This is a genomic window from Brevibacterium sp. S111 (assembly GCF_004745075.1).
Lineage (GTDB): Bacteria > Actinomycetota > Actinomycetes > Actinomycetales > Brevibacteriaceae > Brevibacterium.
In genome coordinates this window covers 100467-119631 of sequence record NZ_RHFH01000010.1, presented here as the reverse complement: position 1 = coordinate 119631, position 19165 = coordinate 100467, and the positions used below count along the sequence as shown (strand labels likewise).

Below are 19165 nucleotides of genomic sequence, written 5' to 3'. Positions count from 1 at the left end.
ATCACTCGACGACATTCTCAACGAAACATAGGTTGAATCCGACGTGGAAATCCTCAACATCATTCTCATCGTGCTGCTCGTCCTCACGAGCATCTTCCTCACCCTGCTGATCCTCATGCACAAGGGCAAGGGCGGTGGCATGTCCGACATGTTCGGCGGTGGAATGTCCTCCTCGCTGGGTTCGTCGGGAGTCGCCGAACGCAACCTCAACCGTTTCACCACGCTCTTGGCGATCGTGTGGGCCGCCTGCATCGTCCTGCTGGGCATCCTCACCCGCTTCAACGCCTGAGGCACGATCGGCCCCGAGCCGAGAACTCCGCCCGGATGGGCAGATGACAAAGAGAAGGACCCCGACCGCATCGGTCGGGGTCCTTCTCATCCGTCACATGGTCAGTCGACGCCGAAGTGGTGGCGGGGGCTGATCCGGCCGATCGCCTCGCGCAGCTGTGCCAGACCACGGCGACGATCGAGCAGGTGGACCCTGAGTACCGGACGGCCGCTGTCCCGCAGCACTGCCGCATCGCCTGCGGCCTGTGCACGCTGGAGCTGTGCAAAGCCGTAGGCGCGGCCGGGCACCAGCAGGTCGGTGCGTGCCTCGCCGGTGATCTGAAGGAACACGCCGTTGGGGTGTCCGCCCTTGTGATACTGACCGGTCGAATGGAGATACCGGGGACCGAAACCGAACGTCGTCTGCACCCCGGCATGCGTCGAGACGAGCGACCGCAGCGTGGCCGCATCGGCGTCGGCGATCCGATCGAGATAGGCCTGAATGCCGATGTAACCGTATTCGTCGACCTGCGCGAAGAGCTCCTCCAACGCACCCACAAGGTCCGTGGCGCCGTCGACGACCTCGATCACGTCGACGTCCCCGGAACGGAAGACCGGCTCCTCGGCACGGCCGGAGTCCGGTCCGTCGAGCAGATGTCGGGCCTGTTCCTTCGCGGCCTCCACATCGGGCTGGTCGAAGGGATTGACACCGATGCTGTAGCCTGCGATCGCCGTCGCATACTCCCAGAACAGGAACTGCTCGCCGAGGCTGCCGTCGACGGTGGCTTCGAAACCGGAGGGGGCACCCAGGCCCGATGGATCCGCCGCGGGCCCGAGCAGGCACAGCAGCGCATCCGCACGAGCATCGCTGAAACCGATGTCGTCGGGGGAATCGACGACGACGGGCAGGATTCCCTGTCCGTCCTTGCCCAGCGATTCGGCGATGAGCTGTTCGACCCAGGCCGCCAGTCCCCGCAGGCGCGGGGAGGTCTCGGCAAGCACGAGCTTCTCCGTCGCCCGGGCATGGCCGATGCTCAGCCACGTGCCGAAGGCCACAGCCGGATTGTCGGTCGCGTCGGTGCTCAATTCGGCGGCCGCGGCCGCCGCTTCGGCGACGATGGATCGCACATCTGCCCCGGCCAGACCGGCGGGGACGAGCCCGAACGCCGAGAGCGCACTGAAACGGCCCCCGACCTGCGGATCGGCGTGGAAGGTCGCGAGGAACCCGAGGTCGCTGGCGAGTCGATCGAGTTCGGTGCCCGGATCGGTGATCGCGATCATCCGGGAAGCCGGATCGATGCCCACAGACTCGAAAGCCGCGGCGAAGCTGCGGCGCACGGAATCCGTCTCCACCGTCGACCCCGATTTGGAGGCGACGATGAGGACGGTGTGTTCGAGATCGGTGCCGATCGCCTCGGCGACCTGATCCGGATCCGTCGAATCGATGACCTCGAGACGGACACCCGCGACCGCGGTCATCACCTCCGGTGCGAGCGAGGACCCGCCCATCCCGGCGAGGCTGATGGTGCGCAGACCCCGATCGACGAGTTCGGCGTGCAGGGTCTCGACCCGGGTGAGCAGCTCTTCGGCCCGGTCGGGCAGATCGACCCAGCCGAGACGGTCCGCGGCGTCCTGCGCTCCGGCGAAGTGCGAAGCGTCCTGGCGGCTGAGAGCCGAAGCCAGGCCGGCTTCGACGAGACGTGCCGACTCGGCGTCGAACTCGTCCTGGACCGGAACTTCGAGTGCGAGTCTCATGACCGGTCCAGTGCCGTACGGATCGTATCCTGCAGCTCGGCCCAACTGACGTCGAACTTCTCCAGTCCCTGCTCTTCGAGCACGGTCATCACCTCGGCATAGTCGATCCCCAGGCGGGCCAGAGCGTCGAAGAGCTCATCGGCGGCCCGGTAGTCCTCGGGCGTGATCTCGTCGGCGATTTCACCATGGTCGGCGAAGGCCTCCATCGTCGGTTCGGGCATCGTGTTCACTGTGTTCGCGGCGACGAGCCCGGTGACGTACATGGTGTCCGCATAGTCGGGGTTCTTCACCCCCGTCGAAGCCCACAGCAGACGCTGCGGACGAGCTCCGGCGAGTTCGAGGACCTTGAACCGTTCGGAGGTGAACAGCTGCGAGTGGATCTCGTGGGCGAGCACGCAGTTCGCGATCCCGGCGCGGCCCTTGAGCTCCGTCGCCGCCGGATCATCGAGGGCGTCGAGGCGGGAATCGATCTCCGCGTCGACGCGGGAGACGAACACCGAGGCGACCGACCGGATCGTCGACAGATCGTGTCCGGCCGCGCGCGCCTTCTCCAGGCCCTGGAGGAAGGCCTCGACGACGTGGCGGTAGCGCGACAGAGAGAACACGAGGGTGACATTGACGCTGATCCCCGCGGCGATCGTCTCGGAGATCGCGCGCAGCCCCTCCTCGGTGGCGGGGATCTTGATCATCGCGTTCGGTTCGCCCACGCGCTGCCACAGGGCCTTCGCGGACTCGACGGTGCCCGCGGCATCGTGGGCCAGCGGGGGAGCGACCTCGATCGACACACGACCGTCGTCTCCGTCGGTGGAGTCGAAGACGGGCCGGAACAGACGGGCCGCCTCAGCGACATCCGCTGTGGTCAGGGATTCGATGGCCGAATCGACATCGGCCCCCTGCGCACCGAGCTCGGCGACCGCGGAATCATAGGCCTGCGAGGCGGAGATCGCGTTCGCGAAGATCGTCGGATTCGTCGTGACCCCAGTGACCGAGGCCTCGTCGATGAGTCGGGCGAGATCGCCGGACTCGAGCCGTGTGCGGGACAGGTCGTCGAGCCAGATCGACACGCCCGCCTGGCTCAGCTCATGCAGTCGTTCACTCATGCTTCCGCCTTCGCTGCGCTGATGGATTCCTTCGCGGCATCGACGACGGCCGCCGAAGTGATGCCGAACTTCTCGTACAGGGTCGCGTAGTCCGCCGAGGCGCCGAAGTGCTCGATCGACACGGCACGTCCGGCGTCGCCGAGGTACTTGTGCCAGCTCATCGCCGAAGCGGCTTCGATGCTCACGCGTGCCTTGAGTCCGCGCGGCAGGACCGTGCTGCGGTAGTCCTCGGGCTGCGCATCGAACCATTCCTGGCAGGGCATGGAGATCACACGTGCCGCGGTTCCGGCTTCGGCCAGGGCCGAAGCCGCTTCGAGGGCGATGGCGACCTCGGAGCCGCTGGCGAGGATCGCGACCTCGGGCTGGTCTCCGGTGTCGGTGAGCACATAGCCGCCGCGGGCGGCCTCGGAGGCCGGGGCGTACTTCTCACGGTCGAGGACCGGCACGGCCTGACGGGTGAGGACGAGGCCGCTGGGCCCATCGGTGCGGTCGAGGATCCTGCGCCACACGACGGCGGTCTCGTTCGCATCCGCGGGCCGGACGACGTCGAGGCCGGGAATGGCACGCAGAGCCGAAAGGTGCTCGATCGGCTGGTGGGTCGGCCCGTCTTCGCCGAGACCGATCGAATCATGGGTCCACACGAAGAGGTTCGGCAGCTGCTGGAGGGCGGCCAGACGCACGGCCGGACGCTGGTAGTCGCTGAAGACGAGGAAGGTGCCGTTGTAAGGACGGGTTCCACCGTGCAGGGCGATGCCGTTGCCGATGAGACCGGCGGAGAACTCACGGACGCCGAAGTGGATGTTGCGTCCGTATTCGTTGCCGCTGAAGGCACCGGTCGACCGGTGGGCGGGCAGGAAGCTCGACTCGCCCTTGATGAGCGTGTTGTTCGAACCGGCGAGATCCGCCGATCCGCCCCACAGCTCAGGCATGACCTCGGCGATCGCGTTGAGGACCTGACCCGAGGCCGCACGGGTGGCGATGCCCTTCTCACTGGCTTCGAAGACCGGGAAGGCGGCATCGAGACCGGCCGGAAGCTCACGTGTGGAGAGGCGATCGAAGAGTTCGGCGCGCTTCGGGTTCGCGCTGCGCCACTGAGCAAAGGACTCATCCCACTTCAGGTGTGCCTTCCGACCGCGATCGAGAGCCGAACGAGTGTGGGCCAGCACCTCGTCGGCGACGGCGAACTCCGCCTCCGGATCGAAGCCGAGGATCTCCTTGGTCGCGCGAATCTCGTCTTCACCGAGAGCGGCTCCGTGCGAACCGCCGGTGTTCTGGGCGTTCGGGGCCGGCCAGGCGATGATTGTCGAGAGACGGATGAATGACGGGCGGGAGTCGGCACGTGCGGCTTCGACGGCGGCGTGGAAGGCGTCCATGTCCTCGTTGTAGTCCCCGCCGGAGGTGAAGTCGACGTGCTGGACATGCCAGCCGTAGGCGGCATAGCGGGCAGCGGTGTCCTCGCCGAAGGCGATGGCCGTGTCGTCCTCGATGGAGATCCTGTTGTCATCCCAGATCACCAGCAGGTTCGACAGCTCCTGCGTGCCGGCCAGAGACGAGGCTTCACCGGACACGCCCTCTTCGAGGTCACCGTCGGAGGCGAGCACGACGATCGAGTGGTCGAACGGTGAGGTGCCGGGTGCCGCTTCGGGGTCGAAGAGTCCGCGTTCGCGACGGGACGCCATGGCCATACCCACCGCCGAGGCGAGCCCCGAACCGAGCGGGCCGGTGGTGATCTCGACGCCGGCGGTGTGTCCGACCTCCGGGTGGCCCGGAGTCAGCGAACCCCACGTCCGCAGCGCCTTGAGGTCGTCGAGTTCGAGACCGAAACCGGCCAGATAGAGCTGAATGTACTGAGTCAGCGAACTGTGCCCGCAGGAGAGGACGAAACGGTCACGGCCGACCCACGTCGGGTCGGCCGGATCGTGGGTGAGCCCCTGCTGGTAGAGGTAGTGGGCGATGGGAGCCAGGCTCATCGCGGTGCCCGGGTGTCCGTTCCCTGCCTTCTGGACCGCATCGGCGGCGAGGAGGCGGGCAGTGTCGACTGCGCGGTTGTCGAGTTCAGTCCAGGACAGAGTTGTCATGTCTTCGAGCGATCCTTCGTTCGTCTGAGAGCGTGCACTCAAACTCTACCGCGCCGGCCCTCGGATAGCCCGACCCTGTTCACACACAGGCTTCCACGAGGTCTTCGCCGAGGTGCGAGACATTCCGGCTACCGGCGGGTAGAGTGTGGTCTCGCGCACAGCTGTGGTTGGCGATCCAACCACTGCCGGTAGGCGAAGAGTGAAGGTCGAGAGAAGAGGGAGCACGGTGAGCGAAGGGGCGAAGCCGGTGGTCGACGTCGCGGTTCCGGCCGACTCGGAGCGTTCTCGAAAGTGGCCACAGGGTCTGCGGCCCGACCTCGCCGAGGTCGCCGCCCACACCGTGAGCGCCCGCCGTTTCATCTCGCGCATCGGACTCGCACTGCCGGTCCTGTTCATCCTCTCCACCGTCGCCGTGTCCTCGGCACTCGGTCAGCCGCTGCGCGGCCGCGTCGACCTCGGCGAGCTGGGACTGTGGGCGCTGGGGACCGCGCTTCTGCTGACACCGTTCCTCGCCGCCCTGACCGTCATGCTCAACGCCCGACACGGCGGACTGGTCTGGACCACGGCGCTCGTGTACTCGGGACTGAGCGGGATGCTCGGTCTTGGCGTCGGGATCACTGTGCTGAGATCCGAGGCCGCGACCGCTTCTCTCGACCTCATCTCCGCTCTTGTCGTGGAGGTCATCGTGCTGGCGCCGGTCTGCGCCGCGGTTGCCTTCCTCGTCTCCATCGTCCGCGACTCGACCCGCCGCTGAGGCCCTCCGCGGACGGTCCCAACGGGGTTCTGATTCAGCCGGACACGGGTCGCTGTCGCGACTGGCAAAATATTCGACAGCAGGTAGAATCGTGGGCGTGAGCAAACTTCGTCAGAACCGGGAAGCGCAGAGTGAACGGCCTCTGCAGAGGGCCATCGACGAGCAGAATCTCTCCACCCGACCGCGATCGATCATCAGCGCCTATATTGCGCTGACCAAACCGCGTGTCATCGAGCTGCTCCTCGTCACGACCGCCCCTGTGATGTTCCTGGCCGCTCATGGAATGCCCAATGTCTGGCTGGTCATCAACACGCTCATCGGCGGAGCCGCGGCTGCCGCCTCGGCATCGGTGTTCAACTGCTTCGTCGATCGTGATATCGACGCGAAGATGGAGCGGACGAAGGACCGTCCGCTCGTCACCGGTGAGATCAGTCCCCGCGCTGCGCTGATCTTCGCATTCGCGCTGGGCATCGGCTCGATCTTCTGGCTCGGCGGATTCACGAACTGGGTTGCGGCGGGACTGACCGCCTCTGCGATCCTCCTCTATGCCGTCTTCTACACCCTCGTGCTCAAGCGCCGCACCACGCAGAACATCGTGTGGGGAGGCGCGGCCGGCTGCATGCCCGTGCTCATCGGCTGGTCGTCGGTGACGGGCAGCCTCGCCTGGGAGCCCGTGCTGCTGTTTTTCGTCGTCTTCTTCTGGACGCCGCCGCACTATTGGCCGCTGGCGATCAAGTACAAGGCCGACTACGATGCCGTCGATGTGCCGATGCTGCCGTCGAAGGTTCCGCCGACCTCGGTCGGTCGCCAGATGATCCTCTACACGTGGGCGATGATCGCCTGCTCGCTGGCGCTCATCCCCGTGGCCCCGATGGGACCGGTCTACACGATCGTCGCCGTCGGTGCCGGAGCCTGGTTCCTGTGGTCGTGCTACTCGCTGGTCTCGCGGGCCAAGAAGGGCAAGGACGGAACCTCGCTCAAGGCGATGAAGGTCTTCCACGGCTCGATCACCTACCTCTCGCTGCTGTTCCTCGCAGTGGCCATCGATCCCTTCGTCGACACCCTCATCCCCGGCATCTGGTAAGGCGCTCCGAACATACACAGAAGGCTCGTCACCCGATCGGGTGACGAGCCTTCTGCATGTGGTGGAGGGCTTGAACTGTCCGAGAGGAAGGACGCGAGAGGAAAGGCAAGCACTCGGGTTTCGAAACCTCACTGATTGCACCGCCGGAGGCCTGCTCGAGCCAGGTGGTTTCAGACCGGTTCTGCGGTCTCGTTGACGATGGGGCCGAACACCTCATCGAGGGATTCGTCGGGTCAGCGTTCGAAGAAGCCGAGTCAGCGCTCGGCGAAGGGGATCTGCGAGTTCGGGGACCTGGAGAAGGAGGTCTCCTTCGCCGTCCCGGCGTGGTCAGGGGATCGCAGACAGGGAACGGTCGGTGGTGGCCTCGGTGCTTCTCGGGTGGGCGCTGTCCACGACAGCGACGCTCGCCGCAATCGTCGCCGAGAGTCCGAGCATGTGCAGGGCCACAAGCAGCTCGGGGACGCCGAGGAAGTACTGCACGTAGCCGATGACTCCCTGGGCGAGCTCGACGATGAGGAGCACGCTCAGCGGGGCGATCATTGCGGTCTCAGCCTTCCGCTTCGCCAGGACGAGCCCGACGACGGTGGTGATGACGAGCAGCCAGACGGGGAACGCGTGGGCCCGGGTGACCCAGATGTTGTCGAGTCCGTTGCGGGTGGACATCGTCGATCCGGAGTGCGGTCCGGCGCCGGTGGTGAGCACTCCGAAGACGACGATGATCGCGGTGAGACCGAGCATGATCCAGCTCAGCGTCGGCAGGGGAGAAGCGGCCCGCGTCGGCAGACGCACGCCGGTGTCGTAGGTGCGACGGACGAAGTACGCGGCGACGCCGACGGCGATCGCCGAGGGAACGAAGTGGCCGGCCACCACCCAGGGATTGAGCTTCGTCCACACGGTGATGCCGCCGACGACGGCCTGGACCGGCACGATGGCGAGCAGACCGATGTTGAGCCAGAAGAGATCGGGACGCTTCTTGCGGTGCTTCCACAGCAGGAGCGCGATGCACACACCGAGGATCGCCAGCGCAACCGCGATGAGTCGGTTGCCGAATTCGATGTAGCTGTGAATGCCCATTTCGCTGGTGGCCACGAGCGAATCGGGGGTGCACTTCGGCCAGTCCGAGCAGCCGAGCCCCGAACCGGTGAGGCGGACGATGCCGCCGCTCAGTATGATTCCGCCCTGGGCGATGAGCATGGCCCAAGCGGCGATGCGGATCTTCTTCGTGACCACTTCACTCCTCATTCGAATCGGAACCACCTGCGTGCCGCAAGAGTTCCCACCAGCCCCCAAGCGAGGAGCACGATGATTGCTTTGATGTCGATGCCGCCGTCGCCGATGGCCGCGCGCATGGCGTCGCCGAGTGCACCGGAGGGCAGATAGCCCACGACCGTGCCCCATTCTCCCGGATGCGCGACGATGAGGCCACCGACGCCGGCCATGAGAACCCAGATGAGGTTCGTCGCCGCCAGAGTCGCCTCGGCCCGCAGTGTCCCGGCCATGAGCAGACCGAGCGAGAGCAGTGCTGCAGTGCCGAAGAGCGTGGCCAGGATGAGCGCGAAGACGTCGACGGGCCCGCGGAAACCGAGGGCGCATGCCACGGCGAAGACGAGCGCGTATTGGATGAGCACGACGGCGATTACTGCCCCGAGCTTGCCGAGGACGAGCCCGTTCGTGCCCAGCGGGGTCGTGGCCAGCTGCCTGAGCACTCCGTATCGGCGGTCGAAAGCGGTCGCGATCGACTGTCCGGTGAAGGCGCTCGAGGCCAGACTCAGCCCCAGAGCACCGGGCAGGGCGATCGTCAGCGGATCGGCTGTGGGCTCGATGATGCCGATGCCTCGCAGCAGGGGAGTCTGGGAGAGGAAGATGAGCAGCCCGAGCGGGAACACCAGCGACAGCAGCAGCTGTTCGCCGTTGCGCAGCACGGACACGGTCTCGAACTTCGTCTGCGACACGATGCGCTTCATCCTCATCGCAGCGGCCTCCCCGTGAGCTCGAAGAAGACATCGGCCAGCGACTGAGAGTGCATGCCGATGTCGATGATCTGCACATCCGCCTCGGCCACGGCGGTGCAGACGGCTGCGATCCGTGCCGAATCCGGCGCGCCCTCGACGGTGATGGTCGAGCCCTGCGCCGAGGCGGGGGCGATGGCGGCGATCCGGTCGATGAGTCGGTCCGAGACGGGCGAGTCGAGATCGATGGTGAGCGACCGGGCAGCGGCGGAGGCATTGCGCAGCTCCTCCGGGGCACCTTGGGCGATGATGCGACCGCGGTCGATGACGACGACTTCGTCGGAGAGCTCCTCCGCCTCGACGAGGTCGTGCGTGGTGAGGACGACCGCGACGCCGCGGTCGGCGAGCTCGCGGATGAAGGTGTGGACGACTTCCCGCGCCTGCGGATCGAGGCCCGCGCAGGGTTCGTCGAGGAAGACCAGCTGCGGGCGGCCGATGAGGGCGGCGGCCAGGGCCACTCGCTGCTTCTGTCCGCCCGAGAGGCGGCGCATGGTGCGCCCGGCGAAGTCGTTGAGACCCAGGGGGTCGGCCAGTTCCTGCACCGGCAGCGGGTTCTCATAGAGAGAAGCGAGGTGGCGAAGAACCTGCAGCGGTTTCGAACTCATCGGCAACCCGCCGTCCTGGAGCATCACACCGGCCAGCTGAGAAGTCGTGAGGTGGTCGCGGACCGGGTCATGGCCGAAGATCTCGACGGTGCCGGCGTCGGGGCGTCGGGTGCCCACCGCCAGGGAGATGGTCGTCGACTTGCCAGCGCCATTGGGTCCGAGGACTCCGAGGACGGCCCCGGTCTCTGCTGTGAGGTCGATGCCGTCGACGACGCGGTGCGCGCCGTAGGAGTAGTGGAGACCGCGAATGGTCAGGGCCGAAGATGACACCAGACCATTCTACGACGTGTCGAAAGTGGTGTCGAAATGGCTGGTGGTTAGGTTCACCTAGTTTTACGAAACAAATTACGCAACAATATTGTTGTGTTAGTCAAGGAGGTGGATTATGGCTGCAAACGACACGGAGGATCGCCGAACCCGGCAGAAGGTCTTCCAGTCGGTGCTCGACGAAGGGCCGATCACCGCTTCATCTTTGGCCAAAGCTCTGGAACTGACCCCGGCGGCGATCCGTCGCCACCTGGATGCGCTCGAGAGCGAGGGCCTCATCGAGGTCCGCGAGCTCGCCGGCAAACAGGCAGGCAGGGGACGACCGGCACGACACTACGTGGTCACGACGGCCGGGCACGACTCGGTCAGTCATTCCTATGACGAGTTGGCCGTCAACATCCTGCGGTTCATGGAGGACCGGCACGGGAAGTCGGCCGTCGAGGACTTCACCGAAGACCTCGTGGCTCGGCTGCGGGACCGTCTCGGTGCCGAACTCGACAAACGCGGCGGGACCACGGTGGCTTCACGCTCCAGGGCGTTGGCGGCTGCGCTGACACGGGAGGGGTACGCCGCCTCGGCGACACCGGTTGCGGCCGGAACCCCCCTCGAGGCGATGCAGCTGTGCCAGGGGCACTGCCCGATCCAGGCCGTGGCCGCGGAGTTCCCCGAAGTCTGCGAAGCAGAGCTCGCGATGTTCTCCGACTACCTCGGCGTGGACGTCAGACGGCTGTCCTCGCTGGCTCAGGGCGACCACGTGTGCACCACCCACATTCCGACCTCGGAACTGACCAGACCACTCATCCACAGCAATGATCGACCTCAAGGAGGTTCACGATGACTGACACAGGCAATCGGATCATCGATGCGAATCCCGAGCTCAAAGACCTCGGGCAGTACGCATACGGTTGGCGTGACGAAGACGATAAGGGACTGACCGCCGAGCGCGGGCTCTCCGAAGACGTCGTCCGCAACATCTCGAAGCTCAAGGACGAACCGGAGTGGATGCTCAAGCGTCGGCTCAAGGCTCTGCGCCTCTACGACAAGAAGCCGCTGCCCCACTGGGGTGCGGATCTGTCGACGCTGCCGTTCGACGACATCAAGTACTTCGTGCGTTCGACCGAGGGACAGGCCCAGACCTGGGAAGACCTGCCCGAGGACATCCGCAACACCTACGACCGTCTGGGCATCCCCGAGGCGGAGAAGCAGCGTCTCGTCGCCGGTGTCGCCGCTCAGTACGAGTCCGAGGTCGTCTACCACAAGATCAACGAGGAGCTCGAAGCTCAGGGCGTGATCTTCCTCGACACCGACACCGGTCTGCGTGAGCACCCCGAACTGTTCGAAGAGTACTTCGGTTCGGTGATCCCGGCCGGCGACAACAAGTTCGCCGCGCTGAACACCGCCGTGTGGTCGGGCGGGTCCTTCATCTACGTCCCCAAGGGCGTCCACGTCGAGATCCCGCTGCAGGCCTACTTCCGCATCAACACGGAGAACATGGGCCAGTTCGAGCGCACGCTCATCATCGCCGACGAGGGCTCCTACGTCCACTACGTCGAGGGCTGCACCGCCCCGATCTACAACACGGACTCCCTGCACTCGGCTGTCGTCGAGATCATCGTGAAGAAGGACGCCCACGTCCGCTACACGACGATCCAGAACTGGTCGACCAACGTCTACAACCTCGTCACTCAGCGCGCGATCGCCGAAGAGGGCTCCCAGATGGAATGGGTCGATGGCAATATCGGCTCGAAGGTGACCATGAAGTACCCCGGTGTGTGGATGACCGGCGAGCATGCTCGCGGTGAGACCCTGGCCGTGGCCTTCGCGGGCGAGGGACAGCACCAGGACACCGGTGCCAAGATGGTCCACGCCGCGCCGAACACGCACTCGTCGATCGTGTCGAAGTCCGTGGCCCGCAGCGGCGGACGTGCCGGCTACCGCGGACTCGTCCACGTGCACCCGGGCGCCGAAGGTTCGTCGAACAACGTCCTCTGCGATGCCCTGCTCGTCGACAACATCTCGCGTTCGGACACGTACCCCTACATCGACATCCGTGAAGACGACGTCACCCTCGGCCACGAGGCGACCGTGTCGAAGGTCAGTGAGGATCAGCTCTTCTACCTCATGTCCCGCGGCATGGAGGAGACCGAAGCGATGGCGATGATCGTGCGCGGCTTCGTCGAGCCGATCGCACGTGAGCTGCCGATGGAGTATGCCCTCGAGCTCAACCGCCTCATCGAACTGCAGATGGAAGGTGCAGTGGGCTGACCTTCAGCTTCCACCACCGACCTGCCTGACAAGGAGTTTTCACGTGACAGATACCACCAACCCACTCGGAGTCTCGGAGCATTCGCACGGCGGCGACGTCCACGTCCCCGACTCGAAGCGCGACGATCGCACCCGCAGCTTCAGCCCAGCCGACTTCCCGGTCCCGACCGGGCGGGAAGAGGAATGGCGCTTCTCCCCGGTGCGCAAGCTCAGCGACTTCTTCACCGATGAAGCCACGGATGCGCGTCTGCGCATCGACGCGGATCTGCCGACCGGCCTGTCGGTCGAGGAGATCTCGCTCGAGGCCGCCCAGGAGCTCGGCATCCTCGAACCCGAGGACCGCCCCTCCGTCGTCGCCGCCAAGCACGCCCCCGTCGTCACCCACTACTCGGTGCCGGCGGACACGGAGCTCGACGGCGCCGCGATCATCCACGCCGACGGTCAGGGCGACCAGCTCACCCATGGGCACACCGTCGTCTCGATCGGCGCGAACGCGAAGGCGACCATCGTCGTCGAACACGAGGGCCTGAGTCGCTACTCGGAGCTCGTCTCCCTCGTGATCGGCGACGGCGCAGACGTCACCTTCGTGTCCCTGCAGCTGTGGGACGACGGATCCCAGCACATGGGTCAGCACGATGCGATCGTGGGCAAGGACGCGAAGTTCAAGCACATCCACGTCACCCTCGGCGGCGATATCGTGCGTCTGAACACGAATGTGCGCTACTCGGCTCCCGGCGGAGAGGCCGAACTGCTCGGTCTCTACTTCGCCGATGCCGGCCAGCACCTCGAGCACCGCACCTACATCGACCACAACTCGCCGAAGGCGACGTCGAACGTCCACTACAAGGGTGCCCTGCAGGGCAAGGACGCACGCAGCGTCTGGATCGGCGATGTGCTCATCCGCCCCGAGGCGCTCGACATCGACACCTACGAGCTCAACCGGAACCTCATCCTCTCCGATGGGGCCCGCGCCGACTCCGTGCCGAACCTCGAGATCGAGACCGGTGACATCGCCGGTGCCGGTCACGCTTCGTCGACGGGACGCTTCGATGAGGAGCACCTGTTCTACCTCATGTCCCGCGGCATCCCCGAGGAAGTCGCCCGCCGACTCGTCGTCCGCGGATTCTTCAACGAAGTCATCCAGAAGATCCAGGTGCCCGAGATCGAGGATGTGCTCAACGAGCGCATCGAGGAAGAACTGTCCCGGAGCGTTCTGTGACCATGATCGACGTGGCCTCCACCGCCGAGGTGGGGCCGGGCGAAACCATGCGCATCGAGATCGGCGAGTTCGAAGTCTGCATCGCTCGTGATTCCGACGGCACCATCCACGCCATCGACGACCTGTGCACCCATGGTGAGGTCTCGCTGGCCGAGGGCGATGTCGAGGACTGCACGATCGAGTGCTGGCTGCACGGATCCCAGTTCGATCTCAACACGGGTCAGCCGGTGAATCCGCCGGCTTTCGAACCCGTCGCAGTCTATGACTGCAAGGAGATCGCCGGGCGCATCCTCGTCGACACGAACACCATTCTCAACTGACCACGACCTAGACAAAGGATCATTATGTCCACTCTCAAGATCGAAGACCTCCACGTCGGTGTCAACACCGAGACCGGGCTCAAGCCCATCCTCAATGGCATCAACCTCGTCATCAACTCGAACGAGACCCACGCCATCATGGGCCCCAACGGCTCCGGGAAGTCGACGCTGGCCTACGCTCTGGCCGGCCACCCAAAGTACGAAGTGACCTCCGGTTCGGTCACCCTCGACGGTGAAGACGTGCTCGACATGGCCGTGGACGAGCGTGCCAAGGCCGGTCTGTTCCTGGCCATGCAGTACCCCGTCGAGGTTCCCGGTGTGACCGTGACGAACTTCCTCCGCTCGGCCAAGACCGCCATCGACGGTGAAGCGCCGAAGCTGCGCAACTGGACGAAGGACCTCAAGCAGGCCATGGAGAACCTGCGCGTGGATCCCGCATTCGCCTCGCGCAATGTCAACGAAGGCTTCTCCGGCGGCGAGAAGAAGCGTCACGAGATCCTCCAGATGGAGATGCTCAAGCCGAAGTTCGCCGTCCTCGACGAGACCGACTCCGGCCTCGACGTCGACGCGCTGCGCATCGTGTCCGAAGGCGTCAACCGCGTCAAGGGCGTCACCGATGTCGGCGTTCTGCTCATCACCCACTACACCCGCATCCTCAACTACATCACGCCCGATCACGTCCACGTGATCATCGAGGGCAAGGTGGCCGAGGAAGGCGGGCCGGAACTGGCCGAACGCCTCGAAAACGAAGGCTACGACCGCTTCTTCACCGCCGGCGTCTGATGTTCTCACGTCTGAGGGGCGACTTCCCGATCCTCGATGTGAGGGTCGGGGAGTCGCCGCTGTCGTATCTCGACTCGGGGGCGACCTCGCAGAAGCCGCAATGCGTCATCGACACCTTCGTCGAGTACTACGCACAGCGCAACGCCGCGGTCCACCGGGGCGCACACTCTCTGGCCGTCGAGGCCACGGACGCCTTCGAGAACGGACGCATCGCCGTCGCCGGCCTCGTCGGCGGCACACCGGAACAGGTGTGCTGGACGAAGAACGCCACCGAAGCGCTCAACATCGTGGCCATGGGCATCGACCGGGCCAGCCGCGGCTTTGGGGGAGAGGCCGCGCAGCGATTCGCCCTCGGCCCCGAGGATTCGATCGTCATCACCGAGATGGAGCACCACGCGAACCTCGTGCCGTGGCAGCAGCTGGCGGCATCGACCGGGGCGCAGCTGCGGTGGCTGCCGGTGACCGACTCCGGTGAGCTCGACCTCTCCGAGCTCGAGTCGATCGTCGACGAGACGACGAAGGTGCTGGCGTTCACGCATGTCTCCAACGTCCTCGGCACGATCAACCCGGTCGAGATGCTCGTGGCTCGGGCCCGCGCCGTCGGTGCCTATGTTGTGCTCGACGCCTGCCAGTCCGTGCCGCACATGCCCGTGGACTTCACCGTCCTCGACGTCGACTTCGCGGCTTTCTCCGCTCATAAGGCTCTCGGTCCCACGGGGCTCGGTGTGCTGTGGGGGAAGTCCGAACTGCTCGACGCGCTGCCGCCGGTGCTCACCGGCGGTTCGATGATCACCACGGTGGCCATGGAGGATTCGGAGTTCATGCCCGCCCCGCAGCGCTTCGAGGCCGGCACCCAGCCGGTGGCCGAGGTTGCGGCCTTCGCCACCGCCGTCGGCTATCTCGCCGAGGTGGGGCTGCAGGACGTCTTCGACCACGAGCGCGAACTCGGCCGGCTCCTCCTTGACGGAATCGCCGAGATCCCCGGAATCCGGGTGCTCGGCGATGCCGCAGAACGGATCGGGACCGTGGCATTCGACGTCGACGGCGTCCACGCCCATGACGTCGGACAGTACCTCGACTCCCAAGGTGTGGCCGTGCGTGTGGGACACCACTGCGCGCAACCGCTGCACCGCCGGTTCGGGGTCACCGCCTCGACGCGGGCGAGCACCTACCTGTACAACACAGCCGAGGACTGCCGGCGGTTCCTGACCGCTCTGGCCGAGGTGCGTCCCTTCTTCGGGGTCGCGTGAGAAGGGGAGTGACGCGATGAGCACACAGATGCAGCAGCTCTACCAGCAGGTCATCCTCGACCAGTCGCGGGCGCGGACCGGCAACACCGCTCTGCTCCGCGACGAGGCGACCGGCCGCCACGGCTGTTCGCACCAGGTGAATCCGACCTGCGGCGATGAGATCGAACTCGAGATCGAGCTTCTCGACGACGGTCGCATTGCCGTGCGGTGGAGCGGGGACGGCTGTTCGATCTCGATGGCATCGGCCTCGGTGCTGTCCGAACTGGCCGCAGACGCCTCGGTCGATCAGATGCTGCAGATCGAATCGGCGTTCCACGAACTCATGCATTCTCGTGGGACAATGGAAGCGGATGAGACCATCCTCGGCGACGCCGCGGCGTTCACGGGGGTGTCCAAGTTCCCGGCCAGGATCAAATGCGCTCTCCTGGCCTGGATGGCGTTCAAGGACGCACTCAACCAAGCACAAGCAGCTCGTGAGGAGAATCACCATGCCTGAAGTCATAGACGCTCCGCAGAATGCCAGCGTCGACGAAGTGCGCGAAGCGATGATGGATGTCGTCGATCCCGAGCTCGGTGTCAACATCGTCGACCTCGGCCTCGTCTACGGACTCTCGGTCGAAGACGACGGCACCGCCGTGATCGAGATGACTCTGACCTCGGCGGCCTGCCCGCTGACCGACGTCATCGAGGATCAGACCGCACAGTCGCTCGAGGGCATCGTGCCGGCCTACCGGATCAACTGGGTCTGGATGCCGCCATGGGGTCCGGAGAAGATCACCGAAGACGGTCGCGAACAGATGCGCGCTCTCGGCTTCAACATCTGAAGCCGCCGTCGACGGAGTCGACGAAGGACGCGTCCCCGCGGGGACGCCGACGATCACATCGCCGAGGTGGGGCCACCCGAAAGGGGCAACCCCACCTCGGCGATCTGTGTGATCGAACCGATCCGGCGGTGAGCGCACCGATTGCCGAACCGCGGGCGCCGGCGTGGTCATGGAGATCACCGACCCGCGCACGTCGAGGTCGGGCGCGGCGTGAAAGAATGGAACCTGACTTTCCAAGGAGAACCTTTGACGATCATCGCTGCCGCCGACGGCTCGGCACTCGGCAACCCCGGACCTGCCGGCTGGGCCTGGTACATCGACGACACCTCCTGGCATGCCGGCGGGTGGAAGAACGCGACGAACAACCGCGGTGAGCTCATGGCCGTGCTTGACCTGCTGAACTCGACCGCCGCGGCAGGCGAAGATCTCAAAATCTTCTGCGACTCGCAGTACGTCATCAACGCCCTGACCAAATGGATGCCGGGCTGGAAGCGCAAGGGCTGGAAGAAAGCCGACGGCAAAGAGGTCCTCAACCGGGACCTGCTCGAACTCCTCGACTCTGCGCTCAAGGGCCGCGACGTCGAATTCGAATGGGTCAAGGGACACAACAACCACGCGATGAACGAGGCGGCCGACGACCGTGCCAGGGCGGCGGCCACGGCCTATCAGAAGGGCACGAAGGTCCCCGAGGGGCCCGGTTACGTCCCCGCGGGGACGCCGTCGTCAAGCACGGCCCCCGCAACAGATTCGGCGCTCACGACGGAACCGGCGGCAGATCCGGGGTCAGATTCGGGGTCGGCATCCGCCTCGGCGCCGGTCTCCGAAGCGGCACCCGGCGCTGGGTCACAGGAGCCCACGACCGTTGTGTCCTGCCGAGTGCCCGCCTCCGTTGCAGACGAACTCGTCGCCCGGGCGCAGGCCCGCGACATCCACCCCCAGGAATTTCTGGCCGAACTCATCGGCCGCAGTTTGGAGACAGAATGATTCAGGCCTCCGGCCTCGAAGTCGCCGTCGGCGCCCGCACCCTCATGTCCGAAGTCTCGTTCCGCGTGGACAAGGGAGACCGTGTGGGTCTCGTCGGCCGCAACGGCGCCGGCAAGACGGCCCTGACCAAGGTGATCATGGGCAGACACCCGGCCTCCGCCGGGTCCGTGTCGGTCTCCGGCACCGTCGGCTACCTGCCTCAGGACCCGCGCAGCGGTGACCTCACGGCCACCGGGATGGAGCGCATCCTCTCGGCCCGTGAGCTCGACGTTCTCGTGAAGCGACTGCGCAAGGCCGAACGCCAGATGGCGTCGCCCGATGAGAAGGTGGCGACGAAGGCCATCGACCGCTATCCGCGCATCGAAGCCGAGTTCATGGCCGCCGGCGGATACGCCGCCGAATCCGAGGCCTTCGCAATCGCAGCGAACCTCGGTCTCGACGAGACGCTGATCAACCAGGAGATCGGTACGCTCTCGGGCGGACAGCGACGTCGTGTCGAACTCGCCCGGATCCTGTTCTCCGCTCCGGACACGATGATCCTCGACGAACCGACGAACCACCTCGACGCCGAGTCCGTGCTGTGGCTGCGCGATCACCTCAAGGCCTATTCCGGTGGGCTCGTCATCATCAGCCACGATCTCGATCTCATCGACGAAGTCGTCAACAAGGTGTTCTTCCTCGACGCGACCCGGCAGACCATCGACATCTATGCGATGGGCTACCGGCTCTACCTCAAGCAGCGTGAGGACGATGAGCGTCGCCGCCGGCGCGAGCGGGCGAACGCGGAGAAGAAGGCAGCAGCGCTCAACGCTCAGGCGAACAAGATGATGGCCAAGGCGACGAAGACCGTGGCCGCCCAGCAGATGGCCAAACGCGCCGAACGTCTGCTCTCCGGGCTCGAGGACGAACGCGCCACGGAGAAGGTCGCGAACCTGCGCTTCCCGGCTCCGGCCGACTGCGGACGTGTCCCGCTCACCGCCGAAGGACTGTCGCGCATCTACGGTTCGACCGAGGTGTTCACCGGCGTCGACCTCGCCATCGACAAGGGCACCCGCGTCGTCGTCCTCGGCTACAACGGTGCCGGCAAGACGACTCTGCTGCGGCTGCTCGCCGGCCTCGACGAGCCGGATTCGGGGGAGGTCGTGCCCGGTCACGGACTCAAGCTCGGCTACTACGCGCAGGAGCACGAGACCCTCGATCTCGACCGGACCGTGCTGGAGAACATGGCGCGCAACTCCCCGCACCTCGATGACACCGCGGTGCGCAATGTGCTCGGGTCGTTCCTGTTCAGCGGCGACGATGTCCACAAGCCCGCCGGTGTGCTCTCCGGCGGTGAGAAGACGCGTCTGGCTCTGGCCACGCTCGTCGTCTCGAGTGCGAACGTGCTGCTGCTCGATGAGCCGACGAACAACCTCGATCCGGCTTCAAGGGAGGAGATCCTCTCGGCGATCCGCCGCTACGAAGGCGCGATCGTGCTCGTGACCCACGATGAGGGAGCGGTTTCCGCGCTCGATCCCGACCGGGTGCTTCTGCTGCCCGACGGGGACGAGGACCTGTGGAACGAGTCCTACCTCGACCTCGTCACCTTGGCCTGAGGCGGT

Annotated in this window: 18 protein-coding genes and 1 pseudogene; 13 read left to right on the top strand and 6 right to left on the bottom strand. The window is 65.7% G+C overall.

The window, feature by feature from the left end; translation table 11 throughout:
• Positions 1–43: 43 nt before the first annotated feature.
• Positions 44–289: a preprotein translocase subunit SecG gene (secG, locus tag EB836_RS12820; protein WP_135540998.1), complete on the top strand. Its 246-nt coding sequence runs from the start codon at positions 44–46 to the stop codon at positions 287–289.
• 101 nt (positions 290–390) lie between these two features.
• On the opposite strand, the gene EB836_RS12815 is transcribed toward secG, so the two are convergent.
• From EB836_RS12815 to tkt, 3 genes are read right to left on the bottom strand one after another with little or no spacing between them, the layout of a single operon-like run.
• On the bottom strand, positions 391–2022 hold the full coding sequence (locus EB836_RS12815; protein WP_135540996.1) for a glucose-6-phosphate isomerase: 1632 nt from the start codon (positions 2020–2022) through the stop codon (positions 391–393).
• On the bottom strand, positions 2019–3122 hold the full coding sequence (tal, locus tag EB836_RS12810) for a transaldolase (protein WP_135540994.1): 1104 nt from the start codon (positions 3120–3122) through the stop codon (positions 2019–2021). Before tal ends, EB836_RS12815 begins: the two co-directional genes overlap by 4 nt.
• Positions 3119–5200 carry a transketolase gene (gene tkt / locus EB836_RS12805; protein WP_135540992.1) on the bottom strand — a complete coding sequence of 694 codons (2082 nt, stop codon included), beginning with the start codon at positions 5198–5200 and terminating at the stop codon, positions 3119–3121. The genes tal and tkt overlap by 4 nt, the downstream gene beginning before the upstream one ends.
• Positions 5201–5426: 226 nt before the next feature.
• On the opposite strand from tkt, the gene EB836_RS12800 reads away from it, so the two are divergent.
• Positions 5427–5954 carry a hypothetical protein gene (locus EB836_RS12800; protein WP_135540990.1) on the top strand — a complete coding sequence of 176 codons (528 nt, stop codon included), beginning with the start codon at positions 5427–5429 and terminating at the stop codon, positions 5952–5954.
• Between the two features lie 97 nt (positions 5955–6051).
• Entirely contained in the window at positions 6052–7038 is a 987-nt protein-coding gene (locus EB836_RS12795; protein WP_135540988.1) for a heme o synthase, read from the top strand.
• A 327-nt stretch (positions 7039–7365) separates the two neighbouring features.
• Here EB836_RS12795 and EB836_RS12790 read toward each other — a convergent pair whose 3' ends face one another.
• From EB836_RS12790 to EB836_RS12780, 3 genes are read right to left on the bottom strand one after another with little or no spacing between them, the layout of a single operon-like run.
• Positions 7366–8268, bottom strand: coding sequence for a COX15/CtaA family protein (locus tag EB836_RS12790; protein ID WP_135540986.1), 903 nt, complete (start codon positions 8266–8268; stop codon positions 7366–7368).
• An 8-nt stretch (positions 8269–8276) separates the two neighbouring features.
• Positions 8277–9008 carry an ABC transporter permease gene (locus EB836_RS12785; RefSeq protein WP_135540984.1) on the bottom strand — a complete coding sequence of 244 codons (732 nt, stop codon included), beginning with the start codon at positions 9006–9008 and terminating at the stop codon, positions 8277–8279.
• Positions 9005–9922 (bottom strand): ABC transporter ATP-binding protein, encoded by a 918-nt coding sequence (locus tag EB836_RS12780; RefSeq protein ID WP_135540982.1) that lies wholly within the window; start codon positions 9920–9922, stop codon positions 9005–9007. Before EB836_RS12780 ends, EB836_RS12785 begins: the two co-directional genes overlap by 4 nt.
• 115 nt (positions 9923–10037) lie before the next feature.
• Between EB836_RS12780 and EB836_RS12775 the strand changes: the two genes are divergently transcribed.
• From EB836_RS12775 to EB836_RS12730, 10 genes and pseudogenes are all read left to right on the top strand, one after another.
• Complete coding sequence (locus EB836_RS12775; RefSeq protein WP_135540980.1) at positions 10038–10757, top strand: helix-turn-helix domain-containing protein; 720 nt, start codon at positions 10038–10040, stop codon at positions 10755–10757.
• The gene (gene sufB, locus EB836_RS12770; RefSeq protein WP_135540978.1) at positions 10754–12184 is read left to right on the top strand and encodes a Fe-S cluster assembly protein SufB; all 1431 of its coding nucleotides are present in this window, start codon (positions 10754–10756) and stop codon (positions 12182–12184) included. The genes EB836_RS12775 and sufB overlap by 4 nt, the downstream gene beginning before the upstream one ends.
• Before the next feature lie 43 nt (positions 12185–12227).
• Positions 12228–13403: a Fe-S cluster assembly protein SufD gene (sufD, locus tag EB836_RS12765; RefSeq protein WP_135540977.1), complete on the top strand. Its 1176-nt coding sequence runs from the start codon at positions 12228–12230 to the stop codon at positions 13401–13403.
• A gap of 2 nt (positions 13404–13405) precedes the next feature.
• Positions 13406–13723 (top strand): non-heme iron oxygenase ferredoxin subunit, encoded by a 318-nt coding sequence (locus tag EB836_RS12760; RefSeq protein ID WP_167854455.1) that lies wholly within the window; start codon positions 13406–13408, stop codon positions 13721–13723.
• A gap of 24 nt (positions 13724–13747) precedes the next feature.
• Positions 13748–14506: a Fe-S cluster assembly ATPase SufC gene (sufC, locus tag EB836_RS12755; protein ID WP_135540973.1), complete on the top strand. Its 759-nt coding sequence runs from the start codon at positions 13748–13750 to the stop codon at positions 14504–14506.
• The gene (locus EB836_RS12750; protein WP_135540971.1) at positions 14506–15756 is read left to right on the top strand and encodes a SufS family cysteine desulfurase; all 1251 of its coding nucleotides are present in this window, start codon (positions 14506–14508) and stop codon (positions 15754–15756) included. The genes sufC and EB836_RS12750 overlap by 1 nt, the downstream gene beginning before the upstream one ends.
• Before the next feature lie 16 nt (positions 15757–15772).
• Positions 15773–16252, top strand: a complete 480-nt coding sequence (gene sufU, locus EB836_RS12745) for a Fe-S cluster assembly sulfur transfer protein SufU (RefSeq protein ID WP_167854452.1) — start codon at positions 15773–15775, stop codon at positions 16250–16252.
• On the top strand, positions 16245–16580 hold the full coding sequence (locus EB836_RS12740) for a metal-sulfur cluster assembly factor (RefSeq protein WP_025778421.1): 336 nt from the start codon (positions 16245–16247) through the stop codon (positions 16578–16580). The genes sufU and EB836_RS12740 overlap by 8 nt, the downstream gene beginning before the upstream one ends.
• 246 nt (positions 16581–16826) lie before the next feature.
• A pseudogene (locus tag EB836_RS18505) lies at positions 16827–17282 on the top strand (ribonuclease H); the annotation flags it as partial.
• A gap of 278 nt (positions 17283–17560) precedes the next feature.
• Entirely contained in the window at positions 17561–19159 is a 1599-nt protein-coding gene (locus tag EB836_RS12730; protein ID WP_135540967.1) for an ABC-F family ATP-binding cassette domain-containing protein, read from the top strand.
• Positions 19160–19165 lie beyond the last annotated feature (6 nt).

Coding starts and splice junctions, on each gene's coding strand:
- EB836_RS12815 (WP_135540996.1), bottom strand. CDS start 2,022: ATGAGACTCGCACTCGAAGTTCCGGTCCAGGACGAGTTCGACGCCGAG.
- sufU (WP_167854452.1), top strand. CDS start 15,773: ATGAGCACACAGATGCAGCAGCTCTACCAGCAGGTCATCCTCGACCAG.
- EB836_RS12775 (WP_135540980.1), top strand. CDS start 10,038: ATGGCTGCAAACGACACGGAGGATCGCCGAACCCGGCAGAAGGTCTTC.
- EB836_RS12760 (WP_167854455.1), top strand. CDS start 13,406: ATGATCGACGTGGCCTCCACCGCCGAGGTGGGGCCGGGCGAAACCATG.
- tkt (WP_135540992.1), bottom strand. CDS start 5,200: ATGACAACTCTGTCCTGGACTGAACTCGACAACCGCGCAGTCGACACT.
- sufB (WP_135540978.1), top strand. CDS start 10,754: ATGACTGACACAGGCAATCGGATCATCGATGCGAATCCCGAGCTCAAA.
- tal (WP_135540994.1), bottom strand. CDS start 3,122: ATGAGTGAACGACTGCATGAGCTGAGCCAGGCGGGCGTGTCGATCTGG.
- sufC (WP_135540973.1), top strand. CDS start 13,748: ATGTCCACTCTCAAGATCGAAGACCTCCACGTCGGTGTCAACACCGAG.
- EB836_RS12740 (WP_025778421.1), top strand. CDS start 16,245: ATGCCTGAAGTCATAGACGCTCCGCAGAATGCCAGCGTCGACGAAGTG.
- EB836_RS12730 (WP_135540967.1), top strand. CDS start 17,561: ATGATTCAGGCCTCCGGCCTCGAAGTCGCCGTCGGCGCCCGCACCCTC.
- EB836_RS12750 (WP_135540971.1), top strand. CDS start 14,506: ATGTTCTCACGTCTGAGGGGCGACTTCCCGATCCTCGATGTGAGGGTC.
- EB836_RS12785 (WP_135540984.1), bottom strand. CDS start 9,008: ATGAGGATGAAGCGCATCGTGTCGCAGACGAAGTTCGAGACCGTGTCC.